Source organism: Acinetobacter sp. Swhac1, assembly GCF_013390985.1.
GTDB lineage: Bacteria > Pseudomonadota > Gammaproteobacteria > Pseudomonadales > Moraxellaceae > Acinetobacter > Acinetobacter towneri.
Genome location: NZ_JACASN010000002.1, coordinates 1 through 19,029, shown reverse-complemented (window position 1 = coordinate 19,029; position 19,029 = coordinate 1). Strand labels below are relative to the sequence as shown.

General features: G+C 42.4%; 15 protein-coding genes and 1 pseudogene. 6 read left to right on the top strand and 10 right to left on the bottom strand.

What is annotated here, in order from left to right:
* Nucleotides 1–92: 92 nt before the first annotated feature.
* The 5 genes from HX743_RS01170 to HX743_RS01150 all read right to left on the bottom strand — a co-directional run bounded on the left by HX743_RS01170 (nt 93) and on the right by HX743_RS01150 (nt 4,680).
* Nucleotides 93–1,412, bottom strand: a complete 1,320-nt coding sequence (locus HX743_RS01170) for an MFS transporter (protein WP_178318299.1) — start codon at nt 1,410–1,412, stop codon at nt 93–95.
* 156 nt (nt 1,413–1,568) lie between these two features.
* Entirely contained in the window at nt 1,569–2,213 is a 645-nt protein-coding gene (locus HX743_RS01165; protein WP_004975638.1) for a trimeric intracellular cation channel family protein, read from the bottom strand.
* Nucleotides 2,214–2,278: 65 nt separating this feature from the next.
* A complete protein-coding gene (locus tag HX743_RS01160) occupies nt 2,279–2,746 on the bottom strand; it encodes a YchJ family protein (RefSeq protein WP_178318298.1) in 468 nt (155 codons plus the stop codon).
* A gap of 141 nt (nt 2,747–2,887) precedes the next feature.
* The gene (locus HX743_RS01155) at nt 2,888–4,471 is read right to left on the bottom strand and encodes a TerC family protein (RefSeq protein WP_178318297.1); all 1,584 of its coding nucleotides are present in this window, start codon (nt 4,469–4,471) and stop codon (nt 2,888–2,890) included.
* Nucleotides 4,468–4,680: a hypothetical protein gene (locus HX743_RS01150; RefSeq protein ID WP_165492541.1), complete on the bottom strand. Its 213-nt coding sequence runs from the start codon at nt 4,678–4,680 to the stop codon at nt 4,468–4,470. The genes HX743_RS01155 and HX743_RS01150 overlap by 4 nt, the downstream gene beginning before the upstream one ends.
* A 124-nt stretch (nt 4,681–4,804) precedes the next feature.
* Between HX743_RS01150 and HX743_RS01145 the strand changes: the two genes are divergently transcribed.
* Nucleotides 4,805–5,425: a TIGR00730 family Rossman fold protein gene (locus HX743_RS01145; protein WP_096902251.1), complete on the top strand. Its 621-nt coding sequence runs from the start codon at nt 4,805–4,807 to the stop codon at nt 5,423–5,425.
* A gap of 151 nt (nt 5,426–5,576) precedes the next feature.
* Here HX743_RS01145 and HX743_RS01140 read toward each other — a convergent pair whose 3' ends face one another.
* Nucleotides 5,577–7,463 carry a choice-of-anchor I family protein gene (locus tag HX743_RS01140; RefSeq protein ID WP_178318296.1) on the bottom strand — a complete coding sequence of 629 codons (1,887 nt, stop codon included), beginning with the start codon at nt 7,461–7,463 and terminating at the stop codon, nt 5,577–5,579.
* Between the two features lie 183 nt (nt 7,464–7,646).
* Between HX743_RS01140 and mdtD the strand changes: the two genes are divergently transcribed.
* The 5 genes from mdtD (at nt 7,647) to HX743_RS01115 (ending at nt 12,875) form a co-directional block, all read left to right on the top strand.
* On the top strand, nt 7,647–9,038 hold the full coding sequence (gene mdtD / locus HX743_RS01135; protein WP_178318295.1) for a multidrug transporter subunit MdtD: 1,392 nt from the start codon (nt 7,647–7,649) through the stop codon (nt 9,036–9,038).
* A 79-nt stretch (nt 9,039–9,117) separates the two neighbouring features.
* Entirely contained in the window at nt 9,118–9,909 is a 792-nt protein-coding gene (locus tag HX743_RS01130; RefSeq protein ID WP_178318294.1) for a GH25 family lysozyme, read from the top strand.
* 34 nt (nt 9,910–9,943) lie between these two features.
* Nucleotides 9,944–10,954: an MBL fold metallo-hydrolase gene (locus HX743_RS01125; protein WP_178318293.1), complete on the top strand. Its 1,011-nt coding sequence runs from the start codon at nt 9,944–9,946 to the stop codon at nt 10,952–10,954.
* 45 nt (nt 10,955–10,999) lie between these two features.
* On the top strand, nt 11,000–12,055 hold the full coding sequence (dinB, locus tag HX743_RS01120) for a DNA polymerase IV (protein ID WP_167845693.1): 1,056 nt from the start codon (nt 11,000–11,002) through the stop codon (nt 12,053–12,055).
* Between the two features lie 463 nt (nt 12,056–12,518).
* Nucleotides 12,519–12,875 (top strand): RidA family protein, encoded by a 357-nt coding sequence (locus HX743_RS01115; protein ID WP_070154775.1) that lies wholly within the window; start codon nt 12,519–12,521, stop codon nt 12,873–12,875.
* Between the two features lie 117 nt (nt 12,876–12,992).
* On the opposite strand, the gene HX743_RS01110 is transcribed toward HX743_RS01115, so the two are convergent.
* The 4 genes and pseudogenes from HX743_RS01110 to HX743_RS01095 form a co-directional block, all read right to left on the bottom strand.
* Nucleotides 12,993–13,535, bottom strand: a complete 543-nt coding sequence (locus HX743_RS01110; protein WP_178318292.1) for a DUF2726 domain-containing protein — start codon at nt 13,533–13,535, stop codon at nt 12,993–12,995.
* 344 nt (nt 13,536–13,879) lie between these two features.
* Nucleotides 13,880–16,252, bottom strand: a complete 2,373-nt coding sequence (locus HX743_RS01105) for a YgiQ family radical SAM protein (protein ID WP_178318291.1) — start codon at nt 16,250–16,252, stop codon at nt 13,880–13,882.
* 194 nt (nt 16,253–16,446) lie between these two features.
* Nucleotides 16,447–17,655, bottom strand: a complete 1,209-nt coding sequence (locus tag HX743_RS01100; protein WP_178318290.1) for an MFS transporter — start codon at nt 17,653–17,655, stop codon at nt 16,447–16,449.
* 441 nt (nt 17,656–18,096) lie between these two features.
* Nucleotides 18,097–18,903: pseudogene (locus HX743_RS01095) on the bottom strand (MFS transporter); the annotation flags it as partial.
* Between the last annotated feature and the right edge of the window lie 126 nt (nt 18,904–19,029).

The window sequence follows — 19,029 nt, the reverse complement described above, 5'->3', positions numbered from 1 at the left end:
AGGATGCTCTGCGACAATTTGTGTCTTATGCCGTAAAAATATTCATTTTATAAAAAACAGCAATGCAAAATATACGATGGCTTGCAGTCATTTTACAAACCTATCGACTCTAAAGTTTTGCCTTTAGTTTCTTCACCCAACACCACAATCACTAAGGCAACGGCCAATAAAACCGCGGTAAACATCATAAAGACATAGCTAAAACCATTTTGCATGACCATCATGTGTGTGACCACCATTGGGGCAACAATACCGCCCATGCGTCCAATGGCCGAGGCCCAACCTGAACCAAAAGCACGAATATTGGTTGGGTACTGTTCAGGGGTATAAGTGTATAGCACCCCCCACGCGCCCAAGTTGAAGAACGACATCAAACAGCCCCAGAACATGATCATCGCCACGCTATCCGCCTGACCAAAGAAGTACGCCGATAAGGCACACATGCCAATAAAACCTGCCAGTGTGGCTTTGCGTCCTAATTTTTCGACCAGCCAGGCGGCTGCAATATAACCAGGTAATTGTGCCAAAATCATGCCTAGCACATATTCAAATGACTGTACGATGCTGTAGCCTTGCTGCACCAACAGACTAGGCAACCAAGTGAAAATGCCATAATAGGAATAAACAATACCAAACCAAATCAGCCACAGCATTAAACTACGACGCGCAAATGGCCCCGACCACAATTGGATAAAAGAAATATGCTGTTTGGCGGAAACAGGCTGAACTTCAATGTGTTCAATGACCTCAACTCCACATTGACGCTCAAACTTTTGTACCAGTGCATGTGCTTCGGCAATGCGACCACGATTGATCAGATAAGGGATAGATTCAGGGACTTTTTTCCAGATGACTAAGGCATATAAAGCAGGCAAACCACCAATTAAAAATGCTGTGTGCCAATCAAATTTTGGAATCACAAAATAAGAAACCAATGCCGCACACAACCACCCCAAGCCCCAAAAACTTTCCAGCAATACAATAAAACGCCCACGCACATGCGCAGGAATGTACTCACTGACCAAAGTGACTGCTACGGGAAGTTGCCCGCCCAAACCCAAACCGACAATAAAGCGAAAGACCAGCAACCAAGTTAAATTCGGTGCAAAGGCACAGGCGGCCGTGGCTAGACTGTAAATCACCAAGGTTGTAGCAAATACGGTTTTCCGTCCAATTTTATCAGCCAGACCGCCCGAAAAGACTGCCCCAATGGCCATTCCGACAAAGCCAATTGACACCACCATGCCTTTTTCGGCAGGAGTCATGCTCCAGTCTTCTGCCATCTTTGCCAAAATAAAGGAGATCAGTCCTGTATCCATGGCATCAAACATCCAGCCCAGACCAATCACCACCAGTAGGCTATAGTGGAATTTTCCAATGGGTAGACGTTGCACACGCGAAACTAAATCCATAACACACTCTTTAAGTTGGCTAAAAGGATATGGGCTAAAACACAACTGCTGTTGTATTTTTATACTATGAGTTGACAGGATGTGGATAGCATTAAAAAACCGATCTGGTGATCGGTTCGCTTCTATTTAGATATTCAATACAATTCTTATAACCAATTAGGTTTCATCTTTAGAGGATGCTGAATGTTCATCATCGTCCTGATAAATAAATTTAGGCATTTCTAAGCCAAAATAAATCGCAATCAAACGCAAAGTAAAACCAAAAACAAGTGTTGAGATCACGGTCAATTCAAGCGACAAACCGATTTCGATACACAACCAATAGCAAATCACGGACACAAAAGAAATACTGGCATATAGCTCACGGCGGAACACTAAAGGCACATCGTTACACAGAATATCACGCAGAATCCCACCTGACACACCTGTTAAGACGCCTGCAACGGCAGACACCACAAAGCCATGCCCCATTTCCAAAGCAATTTGACAACCAATAATAGTGAAGCCAATTAAGCCTAAAGCATCGAGCACCAAGAAAATGGAACGTAAATGACGCATCCATTTGGCAATTAAAATGGTGATAAAAGCTGCAATACAGGTCAGCACCAAATATTCAGGATGTTTGACCCAAGTCAGTGGATAATGCCCTAATAACACATCTCGCACCGAACCACCACCCAATGCGGTGACACAGGCAATTAAGGTGACACCAAACCAGTCCATGCTGCGACGCCCTGCAGACAATGCGCCTGTCATCGCTTCTGCGGTAATCGCGATTAAGTAAATGACCAACAACAACATGGACTTGCCCTTCTTTCACTAGGCCAATAGATGCGCGTTATAATAAGCGAAAAACCAAGATAAAGTTATAAAAATTGCGCACAACATTGCTTAAATTTTTTACCCGAACCACAAATACACGGCTGTTTCATGGTCGGCTGTTGCCCTGTGGTCGGATCTAGAAAATACCAGCGTGCCTGATGTTGCACAAAATGGGAAAATTCATGGTGAATTTGCGCCTGCTTAGCATCATGGTAATGGGCTTTAAATTCAACTTGGGCATGGCTTTTATCTAACTTTTCATTGCTATTCAGCACTTCGAGCTTTAACCATTGATTCGACTTGCTCCAATCTGCAATTGCGCCAACATCCAGACTTGCCTGTTGTCCTAGCGCAGTGGTTTGCACAATATAATCAATTTGTTGTAAGGCAAAAGCACTATAGCGTGAACGCATGAGTTGGCTTGCAGTTTCCGCATGTGCCTGCCCTACGTGTAAAGGTTGGCAGCAGTATTGATAATCGCCTTGCCCGCACGGACATGCCAAGTGATGCATAGAAAATTCCAGAAATTTAAATCAATAATAGGGTCTGTTGACACTTCGTCTATATTTGCAATGGCAACAGCCCCAAAACAGCCTGACAATGCAGGCTATTTTAGCGGAAGCACAAGACTGAAATACAGTTTGGCACTCAGTTTATGATGCGCTTGAAGATTCCTGCTGAATCAAATGCACTTTTTCAATTTTATGTCCATCCATGGTCACAATTTCAAAAACATAACCATCGGAAAGCAGCTTTTCACCATTTTCAGGCAAACGTCCCAAATGGAATAAAATATAGCCTGATAAAGTTGAATATTGCTCGCTTTCATCCACCAAATCACGACCTAATAATAAAGATACGTGGCGAATATCAATGGAACCATCTAGCAATAATGTGCCATCTTCCAAACTTTCAGCACTGGCTTCGAGTGCATCTTCATCTGGGAATTCACCTGCAATTGCTTCCAGAATATCAATGGGTGTGGCAACGCCTTCAATCGAGCCGTATTCATTCAGCACAATCGCCATTTGCAGCGGTGCTTGACGCAATTGCTCCATCACCATCAAAACTTGGGCATTTTCATGCACAATTACGGGTTCACGCAAATGTGTTTCAAAGTCCAGTACACCTGTTTCAATGTATTGATTCATAACTTTATGGGTTAAGACAATGCCTGAAATATTGTCCAGTTCACCACGTGCCACAATCACTCGTGAATGGGTCATACTTAATAATTGGCTGCGAATTGAAGCATCATCTTCGTCTAAATCAATCCATTCCAATTCAGGGCGTGGCGTCATCACCGACTTTACAGGACGCTCAGATAAGCCCAACACTCCTTGTACCATCACGCTGTGATAGACGCCATTTTCAGCATCAAAGACTTCATCGGCAAAGGCGCGGGTAGCTAAAACATCTTCATTGATATGACTGCTTTCTGCCGTATTTTGACTTTTGCCACCTAACATCCGCATCACAGCCGAAGCAGTACGGTAGCGCAAATCGGTGGTGGTCACGGTTTTTTCCTGATTTCTGCGGATGGTTTGGTTCAGGAATTCAATCATCACCGAGAAACCGATGGCGGCATATAAATAGCCTTTTGGAATGTGATAACCAAAGCCTTCCACCACCAATGAGAAACCAATCATCATCAGGAAGCACAGGCATAGAATCACCACGGTAGGATGCTTATTGACAAAGTCCATGAGCGCTTTAGAGGCCCACAACATAATGCCAATGGCGATAATCACCGCAATCATCATGACCGATAAATGCTGCACCATGCCCACAGCGGTAATCACGCTGTCGAGTGAGAACACCGCATCTAGCACCACAATCTGCACAATCACCATCCAGAAAGTCGCGTGCACAGGGTTTTCTTCTTTTAGTGCTGGTTTGCCTTCAATGCGTTCGCGCAGTTCCATGGTGCCTTTAAACAACAGGAACACACCACCAAACAGTAAAATCAGGTCACGTCCAGAGAAAGGATGTTCAAAAATATGAAACAGTGGTTGGGTCAGAGTGACGACCCACGCGATAGAGGCGAGTAAAATCAGGCGCATCCCCAAGGCGAGAAGCAAGCCCACCACCCGTGCCGTATTGCGTTGTTCTGGCGGTAACTTTTCTGCCAAAATGGCAATAAACACCAAGTTATCAATGCCTAATACAATTTCGAGTACGATCAGGGTCAATAACCCAACCCACGCAGCGGGGTCAGACATCCATTCAAAGATCATGCGCTCTTCTCCTGAATATCATGGGTCAAACGTGCCACACGGCGATGACACTGAAAAGATAAGTTTGCTTGCTCTGGTTGGCACAGCATGTAATTTAAAAATATTCGTTCGGTGCGACTACTGCCACTGTCCATGACGATTCTATAGTTGTCAGACAAGCTTTGAGTATAGGAAAGTTTGCGCTCAGATTCATCCCCTTTTTGCGACATCATCCACGCCAATGCAGCACTTTCACAAATCTTTGCAAATTGAACACTGCATACTGACGGGTTTGTCATATTTGAGTACTAAGCTAGAGCCAACAAAAAGAACATGCTATGGTGAAGAAAATAAATGAATAGCGAATTAAGAATGACCCAATATATCAATAATCCATCTCCTCAAACCTCTCAACCTTTGGTGGCACTGTACTGTGGTTCGCGCTCTGGCAATAACCCGATTTATCAGGAAAAAGCAGTACAACTGGCAAGAAAACTAGCCGAGCAAGGCTTTGGTATGGTCTACGGCGGCGCGAGTATTGGATTAATGGGTTTGGTTGCTGACACCGTTGTGCAACATGGTGGGCAAGCGGTGGGAGTAATTCCTGAATTTATGCTGGATTATGAAATTGCCCACAGCAATTTAACCGAATTACACGTAGTAAAAAGTATGCATGAGCGTAAAGCGATGATGGCAGATCGCGCCAGTGCCTTTGTGGCGTTGCCAGGTGGTTTGGGTACTTTTGAAGAAATTTTGGAAATTGCCACTTGGGGGCAATTGAATCAGCACCAAAAACCGATGATTTTATATAATGTAAATGGCTTTTATGATGCGCTGATTCAGCAGTTAGATCATGCGGTGCACGAAGGTTTTTTACCGCCACAACACCGCGCTAAACTAATTGTATGTAACCACTCCCATAAAATTATTAATGCCTTGAAGAATTTGGATTCTCCACGTCATTTTGTGGGTTGAACTTTTTTAGCTACATGAAATAGCAATAAAAATGAAAGTGAAAGCGAGTCGGTGACTCGCTTTTTTTAATTCACTGTTCATTGGTTTTTACAGCACAAAAAAGAGAACACCAAAGTGCCCTCTTTAATAGATTTCTAATTTTGCAATGCTGTTAGTTAAACTTGATTTGGTACACAGCAGTAGTTCCACTGACTTCATTACCCACAACTAACAGTGGCTTGCCGTTAGGCGAGTCTTTGGCTGCAATAAAGATCAAACCTTCGGGACCGAGATTTGAATTTTCAACGGTAACCTCATTACCTTCTGCATCGAAAGATGTACGGGTTTCACCAAACTTACGATCATTAAAATACTCAACAAAAGATGCTTGTGTCGGTTGGGTAATGTCGTACACCATAATGCCACCCATACGCTCCAACCCAATAAAGGCAAAAGTTTTTTGACCAATTTTACCTAAAGCAATGCCTTCAGGCTCAGGGCCTTTATTGTCACTACGATCATCTATACTTAATTTTTCATGATTGGTATTAAAGTATTCTGGAAATAATTCAGCAGCTTTACGTTCAAAGTCATTTTTTGAGTCCCAAACAATTTTTTTGGTTTTAGGATCTACAATACTGAACGAGCGGCCACCATAAGCATATAGTTTGTCATAGGTCATGAAACCATCGCTGTCTAGCACAGGCTCACCATTTGTATCTTTCTTGTAACCTTGCGTCCAAGTAATCGTCAAACGACCCAATTGTGAATCTTTAATTAAATTATCTGCACAAACTTCATTGGCATCTGTAGTGGTACATGCTTTAAATACGTTTGAATCAAGCTTTGCGCCTTTAACCCCTGACTTTAATAGACGTAAATGCGCTGCATAATCGCCATTGGTACTGAAGCCTTTATTATTGAATAAGTGTTTAACACGAATTTCTTCTGCATAACCCTGAGTTATTTCATCCGTACCAAAATATAAGTCTTCATCAACCAACCATTCACGCGCATCACCTTCATTGGCAGTGACCAAGTAGCTTTGTCCATTGGCTTGATATTGCGCAATTGCATCTGGCATATACATGCCGTATAAGCCTGGCCAAGCTTGAATATTAATCATCCCCTCATTTTTAGCACAGGCTGTAATCGTTTTACCGTTATAGTCTTGTTTACCAACAACACAATCACGATCACCAGCATCTAAAGCATTTGCAGCTAAGCCAAAGTCTTTATAGCCCAAGGGGAAAATATCGACCACTTGGTCTTGAATCAAATCAATCACAGCAATAGCATTGTTTTCTTGTAGACTTGCCCAAGCAGTTTTACCATCGTCACTCACCGCAATATATTCAGGCTCTAAATCTTGTGCGACAGTCGCATTTGGCCCAAAAATACGCAAGCCCGCATCAAGCAATTCCTGCTTACGTGTATTCCATGCCTGAAAATCTGCAGTTTTTACAGTAGGCTTGTTGATGTCAGTTAGATTAATAATACTGATTGAACCTTCTGGATCAATCTTATAACCTTCATTTGGCTCACCTTCATTGGCAACCAAGACTTTTTTGCCATCTGGAGTAAAAGTCAACATATCAGGCAATGCACCGACTTCAACTTTGCTGATAAAGCTCAGGTCTTTGGCTTTAAAAAATGCCACGATGCCTTTATCAGTTTTAGGTGTTGCCTGAACAGCTAAAGCGACAATACCTTGATGTACCGCAACACTATTGACTTCAGAATTCGCTAAATGAGTCTTGGCATCCAAGCTGTTCAGCTTAACAGGTGCACTTGGGTTGCTTAAATCCAGTACATCGACCACGCCATTTTTCGCATTGACTACAAATAAACGTTTGCTTTCAGCATCATAAGCAGGAATTTCCGCAGCACTCGCACCAAAAACTTGTGCATCGTATTCCCCTAAACGCTCCAAACTAATTGTTGTAGGTGTTGCTTCAACAACTTCTTCTTTTACAGGAATAGGATCATTATTATCATTACAGCCCACCATCCCCACAGACAATAAAGCCAACATTAATGCAGAAATTTTCGTTTTCATAAATTACTCATCATTTTTCTAAATGCACCCAACTTACAAACTCAAAGTGAATAATCGGTGACAAATAAATGACAATTTCATGGCATTTATTTGAATTTTCAAACACTTTTCATGTTTTTTCAGATGCAATCCGTTAGATTGCAAAATGGTTTAAACTAGACCAAATGTCCATTTTGCCGAGTTATGAACCAAACACCGACCCATCAAGCCCTGCATCCTGAATACCGCCTTTTGGTATTTCTAGTTTCAATTGGCTTTTTTATGCAGGCGCTCGACACCACCATTGTGAATACAGCAATCCCTGCAATGGCGAATAGCCTGCAGGAAGACCCGCTGCGGATGCACAGTGTTGTGGTGGCGTATGTGCTCTCGGTGGCAGCGTGTATTCCATTAAGTGGATGGCTGGCAGATCGTTTTGGAGTACGCAACACCTATTTTGCAGCGATTATCATTTTCACCCTTGCCTCTTTGGGTTGTGCTGCAGCAGCGAGTCTGAATGAATTACTGTTTTATCGGGTGATTCAAGGTATTGGTGGCGCATTGCTCTTGCCTGTCGGGCGCTTGGCGATGTTAAAAATTATTCCACGCACCCAGTTTTTATCTGCCATGAGCCTGATGAGTCTGGCAGGGTTGATTGGCCCCTTAATTGGCCCAACGCTGGGTGGCTGGTTGGTCGAAGTCGCCACGTGGCACTGGATTTTCCTGATCAATATTCCTATGGGCATCTTGGGCTGTTGGATTTGTATCAAAGCCATGCCAAATGTGACTGAAACTGAAGTTAAAAACTTTGATTTTCTCGGGTTTATCCTATTAGTTGTGGCGATGGCGGGCTTATCTTTAGGCATCGAAAATTTTGCCAACCCACAACATAATCTGCTTTGGAATTTAGCGTTAATCTTGGCTGGCGGTATTGCCGCAGCATGCTATGCCCGCCATGCCCATACTCATCAAAATGCCTTATTTCGCAGCGATTTATTTAAAAATCGCTTATATGCCATTGGTATTTTAGGTAACTTTTTTGCCCGCTTCGGGGGCAATGCCATGCCTTTTATCATGCCAATCATGCTACAGGTGGCTTTTGGTTTTGAACCGTTTCTCACGGGTTTGATGATGATTCCAACTGTGCTTGGTTCTTTGGTATCTAAACCAATTATTCGGCCTTTAATTCAACGTTTTGGCTATCGGCAGTTTTTACTGACCAATACGTTATTGGTCGGGGCGTGTATTGCCAGTTTTTCGCTGACCACTGCTGAAACTGCGACTTGGTTACGTGCCTTACATTTTTTTATATTTGGGGTGCTTAATTCATTGCAGTTTGTGGGTATGAATACCTTTACGCTCAAAGATTTACCTCAACAAGATGCCAGCAGCGGCAATAGTTTTTTATCAATGATTATGATGCTGTCGATGAGTATTGGCGTGGCATTGGCAGGTACTTTGGTGAATATGTTTAGTGCCTATTACGGCGCAGAACAGTTAGTCAGTGCCTTTCATGCCACTTTAATTTGTTTGGGTGTATTAAATATTTTGGCATTTTTAGTGTTTTGGAGTATCCCCAAACACACGGCTGTTTAAAACGCCATTACCGAAAGCGCATGGTGCTACACCGCACTGCGCGTTATGATATGACTTTGCTCCGCGAAGCTTTTTCAACATGCGCAAACCGTCCAATCAAGCTAAAAACTCAGCTTTTACACCGCACTATCGTATGACCATTGCGATGCTTGGCAGTGCTGTTTTGGCGGTTTTATTGTATTTGGGTGTGTTGCGCCAACAACCTGCGGCAACCGAAGAATATCCAATTCAAGGCTTTGACGTGTCACATCATCAAGGCGATGTTCAGTGGCATAAAATTTCCCCACAAAAATATGCCTTTGTCTATTTAAAAGCCACCGAAGGGGGCGATTTTAAAGACCGTAAATTTCAGGATAACTGGCTCAAAGCCCGTGAACATGGCTTTTTGGTCGGCGCCTATCATTTTTATCGCTTATGCCGTGATGGAGCAATTCAGGCAGAAAACTTTATTGCGACTGTTCCAAAAAAATCCGACAGTTTGCCACCTGTAATTGACTTGGAGTATGACAGCAACTGCATCAATACCTATACCAAAGAACAGTTACTGCGCGAAATTCAAATCATGCATGATGCGCTATATCAACATTATGAAAAACAACCGATTTTTTATGTATCTAAAGCCTTTTACAATATGGTATTAACTGAAAGCTTTAAGCAAACACCACTTTGGGTCAGAGAATATCAGGGTGAACCACAACTGGCAGGTCAGCCAAAATGGTTATTTTGGCAACATACCAATCAGGGTCAAATAAAAGGTATTCACAGCCCTGTTGACCTGAATGTTTTTTATGGCAATAGCAAACAATGGCAGCGTTTTTTAACAGACAACGCGATTCAACCCGCAAGACTTGAACCGAACCAGAAAAAATAACAAGATAGCCGCATCACAATAAAAAAGTACCGTCATGAAAATTATGAAAGGACTGCTTTGGGCTGCGCTTACGCTCAGCATTTGTGCAGGATTCGCACTGCTTTACCTATTACAACCCGCAGGCAAACTAGAACAATTTTCCGCATGGCAATATTCAACAAAAACCGCAAATGCCAACTTAAAAGTACATTATTTTGGCGTATCTACCCTATTGTTTGATGATGGTGAAAACCAAATTCTGATTGATGGATTTTTTAGTCGCCCCTCTCTTGCACAAGTCATGTGGAACAAGTTAGACAGCCAACCAGCCTTATTGCACAAGTTGATTCAACAGCATCAATTACAACGCACACGTGCGATTTTGATCACCCATTCGCATTATGATCACACGCTAGATTTGCCATTTTTGGCGCAGCAACTCAAACACAGTCAAATCATCGGTTCAGAAAGTAGTTTGAACATTGCCCGTGGTGCCGCAATTCCTGAATCTCGATTAAGCCTTGTCAATCCTGCCCAACCAATACAGATTGGAAAGTTTAAGATTACGGCTATTCCATCACAGCATACCCCTGCCACCGCTGTGAATAATGATTTAGGTGAACAAATTCAACAACCATTGTCCTTACCTGCCCGTTTTTATGAATTTAAAGAAGGCGGCAGTTTTGATTATTACATTCAGCATCCTGAACAGAACATTTTAGTCAAAGCCAGTACAGGCGCGATTTCTAAACAATTACAACACTTGCAGGTAGATACTTTATTTTTAGGGATTGCACAGCTCTCTAAACAATCGGTTGCTTTTCAACAGCATTATTTAGATGAAACTGTGGGAACGTTGCGCCCTCGTGTCGTGATTCCAATTCATTGGGATAATTTTTTCCAGCCTTTAGCGCGCCCTTTAGAGTTTTTGCCCCACATTGCCGACCATAGCCCACGGAGTTTACAGCGTTTGATCGACTATGCAGAACAGCAATCGACACAGGTGATTTTGCTGAATAGCAACACGCCTTATCCGCTTGCTCCGATGCTACAACCGACTTCCTAAACATGCGATACTGTTGAAATCTAAACGCTTCATCTAGTTTGTGCCATGCGGAAAATCATTCATATTGATATGGATGCCTTTTATGCCTCTGTTGAGCTGCGCAGTCGTCCTGAATTGCAGCATTTACCTGTGGTGATTGCTTCGCATCATCCTCGTGCTGTGATTGCCGCGGCATCTTACCCTGCGCGTGAGTTTGGTTTACGTTCTGCCATGTCGATGGCACAAGCCCGCAAACGCTGCCCGCAGGTGGTGGTACTCGAACCCAATTTTGCACTCTATCGTGAGGTTTCCACACAAATTCATCAGATTTTTCAGCGTTATACACCACTTATTGAACCCTTGTCTTTAGATGAAGCTTATTTAGATGTCACCGAAAATTTACAAGGTATTCCAAGTGCAACTGAAGTCGCAATGCGGATTCGGGCAGATATTTTTCAAAGTACAGGTTTAACGGCCTCGGCAGGTGTCGCACCGAATAAATTTTTAGCCAAAATTGCTTCGGACTGGCATAAACCCAATGGCATTTGCGTGATTAAACCCAGTCAAGTGCAGCAGTTTATTCAGGACTTACCCTTAAAGAAAATTCCAGGCGTAGGTAAAGTCACGCAGGAAAAATTAAAAAGCTTGAATTTAAATACCTTGGGCGATTTGCAACACATTGAAGAAAACCTGTTGATTCATCATTTTGGCAAATATGGAAAACGCCTGTTTTTATTTGCCCAAGGGATTGATGAACGTCCTGTGCAGGCAGAACGTGAGCGCCAGCAAATTTCCAAAGAAATCACCTTTGATGATGACTTAAACTTAGCCGAATGTGCAGCTTACTGGTCTAGCTTGATTGATCAGGTTTGGCACAGTTTAGTGAAAAAACAATATGTTGCACGTGGCGTATCGGCCAAATTGAAACTCAAAAATTTTCAGATCTTACAACATAGCAAAAGTTTTAAACAGCCTCTTGAAACTAAAAATGATCTTGAAAAAGTCCTGCAGCTTTTGCTTCACGAAATGCATATTCCCGCACAGGATCAATTCCGTTTAATTGGGGTCGGTCTGTATCAACTCAGCCCTGCCGATGAGCAAGCACAACTATCTTTGCTGTAAATATCACAACTCATAAATATCACGGATTTTAAAGCGGTAAACTTCCCGCTCTACATAAAACATACCTAGCCAATACTTGCCGATGAATACTAAAGCCAACTTTTGTATAAATTTCAGCCAAAAGAATAAAAATAAGACAATTTACCCTTCACAGTTGTGCTTTTTAGAGTAATCTATGCGCGCGATGTATTTATCCGTACATACGCTGAGATGTCAAAAATCACCATTACTTTTGGCATACTTGTCCTGTGATTGGCGTGACGATCAAATCCGAAGATTACAGGACAACTCTGCGCTTGGCACTTCGCCGCTTTAATACCGCATCTCTCTTTTCCTCATATTTTCCATTCAACTACTTTTTATTTTAAGCAGACTACTGCCTGCATATTTTCCACGTGCTTGCCTGCCTCTATAATACCTCACGCTTTTTATACCTAATCGCTTGGCGCGAGGATTACACCCAATGGCTGTTCAACGTCTACATATTCAAAAACGTTATTCTGAAATTGCAATTTCTGGAAATTTAGTCCATTTGGCAGGGCAACTGGCAGAAGACACACAACAAGATATTGTGGGGCAAACCCAACAAACACTTGCCCTGATTGATCGTTTACTGGCAGATGCGGGTACAGATAAAAGTCACATCATGTCGGTGATGATTTTTCTAAAAAACATTGAGCGCGATTATGCCGCAATGAATCAAGTTTGGGATGCTTGGGTGGCAGATATACAAGCTTTACCGCGTACCTGCGTAGAAGCCAAGTTATACCATCCTGACGTTTTGGTTGAGATGACTGTGGTTGCAGTCAAACCTGAATAGCAACCCAACGTAAAATAGACACGATTAAATCAAGAGTCACAGCCAATTAAAAAAATCAGCATGTCATGGCGACATGCTGATTCATATTGTCTATCTAGTGACTTTAGCGGCAAGCGTTTAGCCCAATACCTTCACTTTATGGCGTACAGAATGCGCTAAAAAATCATACTTCTTTAAGGCAGTATCCAAATCATCTAAATCTGCATAAGATGACGATGACTGCCCAAAAGCTTCGCGTAATTCGTGATATTCAGGCACATCTTCATAACGCAGCACTTTATAACCCGCCAAACGCAGCAATTCATCTTGGTATTGTGCATTGCGGCTACGTTTCAACATCAACAAATCATCTAAAGCCACAATTGCAACAACTTGATGATTGGCATCCAACACCACAAAATCGGCAATCATATTGCGGTATTTATGTCGAGTACGTGAAAATTTCGTGGTCAGCAAGGCATCAAAAGACACATGCGCCAAGATGATATGTTGAGGTAAAATTTCCTGCAAACGTGTATACGTCAGCTGTTCATTTAAGCTAAAAATTGCACGTTGCTTTAGTGCACTGTCCTGAGGTTTTTCTCTATTTTCCAAGCCCTTAACCGCCATCAAGAGAAAGAAAATCAGTATCAAAACCCCAATCAAAATATAAATGGTCATTATTCAATCCTTAAAATCATTTTTATAGTTGTTTCGGCTTCATGCCGATTTTTTCATCAAATCAGTATATAACACGCTTTTATATTTAAACGTTCCATTTAAGAAACTACATGAAACATTGACAAAACCATCATAGAAACAGAAATTTTGTTTCACAAGCCAGCCTTTTGTCTAAGTGCTGTAGCATCTAAGCGTGTTTTTATCATTAGATACGAATACTGTATAGCATGCAAAAAAATAACAAAGCAATGCTTAACAGATTCGATTGTCGGACAATTCCGATGAAATGAAAAGCAAACAAAAAAGGCGCTGCAGCGCCTTTTGATGGATCTTAACTTCAAGTACTAAGCTTTCGATTTTGGCTTAGATTTTTTGTGTGAAAATGGACGTTTTTCACCTGTTTCACGTGGCGGCAAACCTGTGTGCTGAGTCAATATCTGCCCTTTCTTCGGACGATTACTGTTCTGAGCACGATTACCACTTTGCCCCGTACGTTTTTGTGAATCACCCGCGACAGTCGAGTTTTTCTTACGTGCCGTTTGATACTGTCCATCTGTGCCTTGCGGCTGATAAGTTGGAATCAGGTGCTGTTTAGAGTTTCCGATTAAATCTGCACGTCCCATTTCTTTTAAGGCTTCACGCAACAACGGCCAGTTGTTTGGATCATGGTAACGTAAGAAAGCTTTATGCAAACGACGACGTTTTTCGCCTTTGACAATATCCACATTTTCGGTATAACGCGCCACTTTGGCCAGTGGGTTTTTACCTGTGTAATACATGGTCGAAGCGGTTGCCATTGGCGATGGATAGAAGGTCTGCACCTGATCGGCACGGAAACCATTCTTTTTCAGCCACAACGCCAAATTCATCATGTCGTAATCGGTCGTTCCCGGATGCGCGGCAATAAAGTACGGAATTAAATATTGCTCTTTGCCCGCCTCTTTACTGAAACGATCAAACATTTGTTTAAAGCGGTCATACGTACCAATACCCGGTTTCATCATCTTAGATAATGGACCTTTTTCGGTATGCTCTGGTGCAATTTTTAAATAACCGCCCACATGATGCGTCACCAATTCACGTACATATTCAGGGTTCAACACCGCCAAGTCATACCGCAAACCTGAACCAATCAGAATTTTTTTAATGCCTTTCAGTTCACGTGCTTTACGATACAATTGAGTTAAAGGTGCATGATCAGTGTGTAAGTTTTGACATACGCCCGGAAATACACAGGAAGGTTTACGACAATTCTTTTCAATTTCAGGGTCTTTACAATGCAAACGGTACATATTTGCAGTCGGGCCACCCAAGTCTGAAATAATGCCAGTAAAGCCGGGTGCAGTATCCCGAATTTTTTCCACTTCACGCAAAATGGATTCTTCAGAACGGTTTTGGATAATTCGGCCTTCGTGTTCGGTAATCGAACAGAAAGTACAGCCACCAAAACAACCACGCATGATATTGACCGAAAACTTGATCATATCAAAAGCAGGGAAACGTGCATTGCCATAAGATGGATGCGGCAAACGTGCATACGGTAAATCGAATACATAGTCCATTTCTTCCGTAGTCAACGGAATAGGCGGTGCATTCAACCACACATCACGTTCACCATGCTTTTGCACCAAAGCACGCGCATTGCCCGGGTTAGTTTCTAAATGCAAAATACGGTTAGCATGCGCATACAGCACAGGATCATTCGCCACTTCCTCAAAAGAAGGCAAACGAATCACTGCCAATTCACGTGGGGGTAATTTGTGTTTAATTGCTTTTGAAGCAGGCTGCAATTGCACAATCTGGGTATCTGCATCTAGCTGATCACCTTCACGAACAATTGGATTGCTGACTACATCTTTCTGGAAATTTTGATATTGCGCGAGGTTGTTGCCCTTATCTTTTTCAATCTCACAACCGTCTAAATCTTCGGTCATCACATAAGGGTTGATGATTGGATCGACACGGCCTACGCTGTCTACATCATTAGATGCAATTTCAACAAATTGAGCTTTAGACGCACGGTTATGTTTATTGATAATAAATGCTGTACCACGTACATCTGTAATTTCGTGGATTTTTTCGCCTTTGGCCAAACGGTGCATCACTTCAATAATCGAACGCTCGCCATTGCCGTACATCAATAAGTCGGCTTTGGAATCCATTAAAATCGAGCGACGAACTTTATCCGACCAATAATCATAATGTGCAATACGACGCAACGAGCCTTCAATCCCGCCAAGTAAAACAGGCACATCTGGAAAGGCTTCACGACAACGCTGACAGTACACCGTAGCTGCACGGTCAGGACGTTTATTCGGCTGATTGTCTGGCGAATAAGCATCATCAGAACGGATTTTACGGTCTGCGGTATAGCGGTTGATCATCGAGTCCATATTGCCCGCGGTAACACCCCAAGCAATGGTCGGCTTCCCTAGTACCCGAAAAGATTCCACATTGGTCCAGTCTGGTTGGGCGATGATCCCGACACGAAAGCCCTGCGCCTCAAGCACACGACCAATCACGCCCGATACAAAAGAGGGATGATCAATATAAGCATCACCACAAACCAAAATAAAATCGCAGGCATCCCAACCAAGCTGATCCATTTCTTCGCGTGACATCGGCAAAAATGGCGCAGGCTCAAAACATGACGCCCAATATTTGTCGTAATCAAACAACGCTTTGGGTGCGGTCTGAGCAGTATAAGCAGTAGACATGGCTTGCAATTCTCGGCTGGGAAGTGGAAGATCAAAAGTCGATCAAAGATGAAAGCCGACTATTTTAGCATGAATTCCTTTCATCTTGCTTGATTATAAAACACACAAAATCAGCAAACTATTTTTATATCCTAAGTTTGTATCTAAATAAGAAAAGCGTAAACGGATATGCCAAAAGCAATAATCCTGAATGCTTATCGCAGCGCTGTTGGTTTAAGCTTTAAACGCCACGTACCATAAAGCGCCACACCCAAGACTGCAGTCATCACCCATGTCAGACCAGACCATCCCCATTGTTCCCAAATCAATCCGCTACCACTGCCGAGCAAACTTGAACCCATGTAGTAGCTAAATAAATATAATGATGATCCCACTGCACGATACTGCAGGGCTTGAATCGACACCCAACTACTGGCAGTAGAATGTGCAGCAAAAAAGGCAAAGGTAAATAACACTAAGGCAGCCAATACGACGGCTAAATATGCAATCGACATCAACCATAATGCGATCAACATTAGGACAATCACCATAGGCAACACACGTTCACGTCCAATACGATTGCCCCAGCTTGCTGCGCGTGGTGAACTGTAAATACCGGCCAAATAGGCAATTGAAATTACCCCAATCCAAACTTGAGAAAGCTCAAATGGTTTAGCCAATAAATAATAGCTAATGTAATTGAAAATAGTAACGAAACAGCCCATCAGCAAAAAGCCCTGTAAAAACAGGATTCTTAATTTACGGTCTGCCAAATTGGCAACAAAAGCATCTCTAAACCGCGAGAAGCGAATCGGATACGCTGTAAAATTTTTCGATGCGGGCAGTAACATATAAAAGGTGATTGCAATCAGTAAGTTCAAACTACCAATAATTAAGGTTGCCGCTTGCCAAGAAATAAAATCGACCAAGACCCCAGCAATTAAACGTCCACCCATGCCACCAATGGCCGTACCCGAAATATACAGCCCCATAGCAAAACCAATATCTTGCTGTCGAATTTCTTCACCAATATAGGTCATGGCGACCGCAGCTACACCACTCACAGCAATGCCAATAAAAATTCGTGTGGTTAAAAAGAATGACCAGATTGGAAGTAAGGCACTCAGAATTAATAAAATGGCAGCTAAAAATAAAGCCAAAACCATAATAGGTTTACGCCCAAAACGATCTGAAATAAAACCTGTGAAAAGCAAACCTATCGCCAAAGCCACAGTAGAAAATGACAGCGGGAAACTACTTTGGGTTGGTGTAACCGTAAAAAAATCGGCCAAAATTGGCATCATCGGTTGCACACAGTACAAGGTCGAAAAAGAAGCGAAACCAGCTAGAAACAACGAAAAAAGAATGGCTTTAAACGGCTTAGTACCATACTGAACATGAGATGCTGCAGCTAAATCAGACATATTTACTCCAATCACGCAATCAGTATACGCCTGTTTATGGACAAAAATAAGCTCGGTATTTTATCGTTTGCTCAAAAACAGCGTCAGTATCATTCATCACTTTGTCAGTTTTTGCTTACATGCACTGAAGCAAAATGAGGCTAGGCAGTATTTTGAGCTTACGGTATTCTTTAAAGCATAAGGAGACAGGATGTTTCCCAAACAGAAAACAACACTAATAGGTTTGAGCACCAGGATCGTGAGGTACGACAGGATCGTGAGGTACGACAGGAGTTATACCTAAACACGAAATACAAATAAACCCCGTCAGGATGATGGGGTTTATTTTTATCTGTGTCTTGAATATATAACTTTATCTATCATCACTTTCTATTTACACGCCCCATAATCAAAAAGTCCCCAAACAAGGTTGAGGACTTTTGAACTTAGCACATTACAAGTTTAAGCTTTGGCAGCAACTGCTTTGCCTGCTTTAATTTGCTCAGCTTCATCTTCACTCATAATCAAGGCAACCGCAATTGCAGTGATCAACACTGGCAAACCTACTGCCATAAAGTTGAAGTGTGCAGGTAAATTCATACCCAATAAGCCGCCAATTAAAATTGGACCCACAATCGCACCCATACGACCAATGGCAGATGACCAGCCAATACCTGTTGAGCGTACCGCAAGTGGGTAATATTGTGCCACATAGCTATACAACAACATTTGTGAACCAATAGATGCTGCACCCGCCAAGAATACTAAGATGTAAAGTAAGAATTGATTAGATTGGAAGCCCATGAGGCTCATCACCAATGCACCCATGATTCCCAAGAACATCAATACAGGTTTTAAGTGGAAACGGTCTGCTAAAATACCACCACCCACGATACCAACGACTGCACCTACGTTCATCACCATCATGAACATTAAGCTGTTGTCCATAGAATAGCCTGCCGCCATCATCAGTTTTGGCAACCAGCTGCTGAGTGCATACATGGTTAATAGACAAGTAAAGAACGCTAACCAGAACAATAAAGTATTCACTGCACGACCGCGTTTGAACAAGCTCACCACGTTAGCAGCTTCAGGCACACCAACCTGATACAATTCAAAAGTGGCGTCTTCGGTAATTTTTAAATCTGGTGCTAAACGCGCTACGATTGGACGGGCTTGATCTTGCTTATTTTCTTTGACAATAAAGGTTAAAGATTCTGGCAAGAATTTCCAAATCACAGGCAATAAAAACAATGGGATACCTGCAATGTCAACGGCATTCTAAAATTGACCCCTTTCACCTTACAAATGGCAAAGTAAAATTGACCCCTTTGATCTCGTATTAAATTTCAACCTGGGGCTGAATCCCAATTCTTTTTTTATCCTTCAAACGAT

Coding starts and splice junctions, on each gene's coding strand:
- HX743_RS01170 (WP_178318299.1), bottom strand. CDS start 1,412: ATGGATTTAGTTTCGCGTGTGCAACGTCTACCCATTGGAAAATTCCAC.
- HX743_RS01165 (WP_004975638.1), bottom strand. CDS start 2,213: ATGTTGTTGTTGGTCATTTACTTAATCGCGATTACCGCAGAAGCGATG.
- HX743_RS01160 (WP_178318298.1), bottom strand. CDS start 2,746: ATGCATCACTTGGCATGTCCGTGCGGGCAAGGCGATTATCAATACTGC.
- HX743_RS01155 (WP_178318297.1), bottom strand. CDS start 4,471: ATGATCTTTGAATGGATGTCTGACCCCGCTGCGTGGGTTGGGTTATTG.
- HX743_RS01150 (WP_165492541.1), bottom strand. CDS start 4,680: ATGTCGCAAAAAGGGGATGAATCTGAGCGCAAACTTTCCTATACTCAA.
- HX743_RS01145 (WP_096902251.1), top strand. CDS start 4,805: ATGAATAGCGAATTAAGAATGACCCAATATATCAATAATCCATCTCCT.
- HX743_RS01140 (WP_178318296.1), bottom strand. CDS start 7,463: ATGAAAACGAAAATTTCTGCATTAATGTTGGCTTTATTGTCTGTGGGG.
- mdtD (WP_178318295.1), top strand. CDS start 7,647: ATGAACCAAACACCGACCCATCAAGCCCTGCATCCTGAATACCGCCTT.
- HX743_RS01130 (WP_178318294.1), top strand. CDS start 9,118: ATGCGCAAACCGTCCAATCAAGCTAAAAACTCAGCTTTTACACCGCAC.
- HX743_RS01125 (WP_178318293.1), top strand. CDS start 9,944: ATGAAAATTATGAAAGGACTGCTTTGGGCTGCGCTTACGCTCAGCATT.
- dinB (WP_167845693.1), top strand. CDS start 11,000: ATGCGGAAAATCATTCATATTGATATGGATGCCTTTTATGCCTCTGTT.
- HX743_RS01115 (WP_070154775.1), top strand. CDS start 12,519: ATGGCTGTTCAACGTCTACATATTCAAAAACGTTATTCTGAAATTGCA.
- HX743_RS01110 (WP_178318292.1), bottom strand. CDS start 13,535: ATGACCATTTATATTTTGATTGGGGTTTTGATACTGATTTTCTTTCTC.
- HX743_RS01105 (WP_178318291.1), bottom strand. CDS start 16,252: ATGTCTACTGCTTATACTGCTCAGACCGCACCCAAAGCGTTGTTTGAT.
- HX743_RS01100 (WP_178318290.1), bottom strand. CDS start 17,655: ATGTCTGATTTAGCTGCAGCATCTCATGTTCAGTATGGTACTAAGCCG.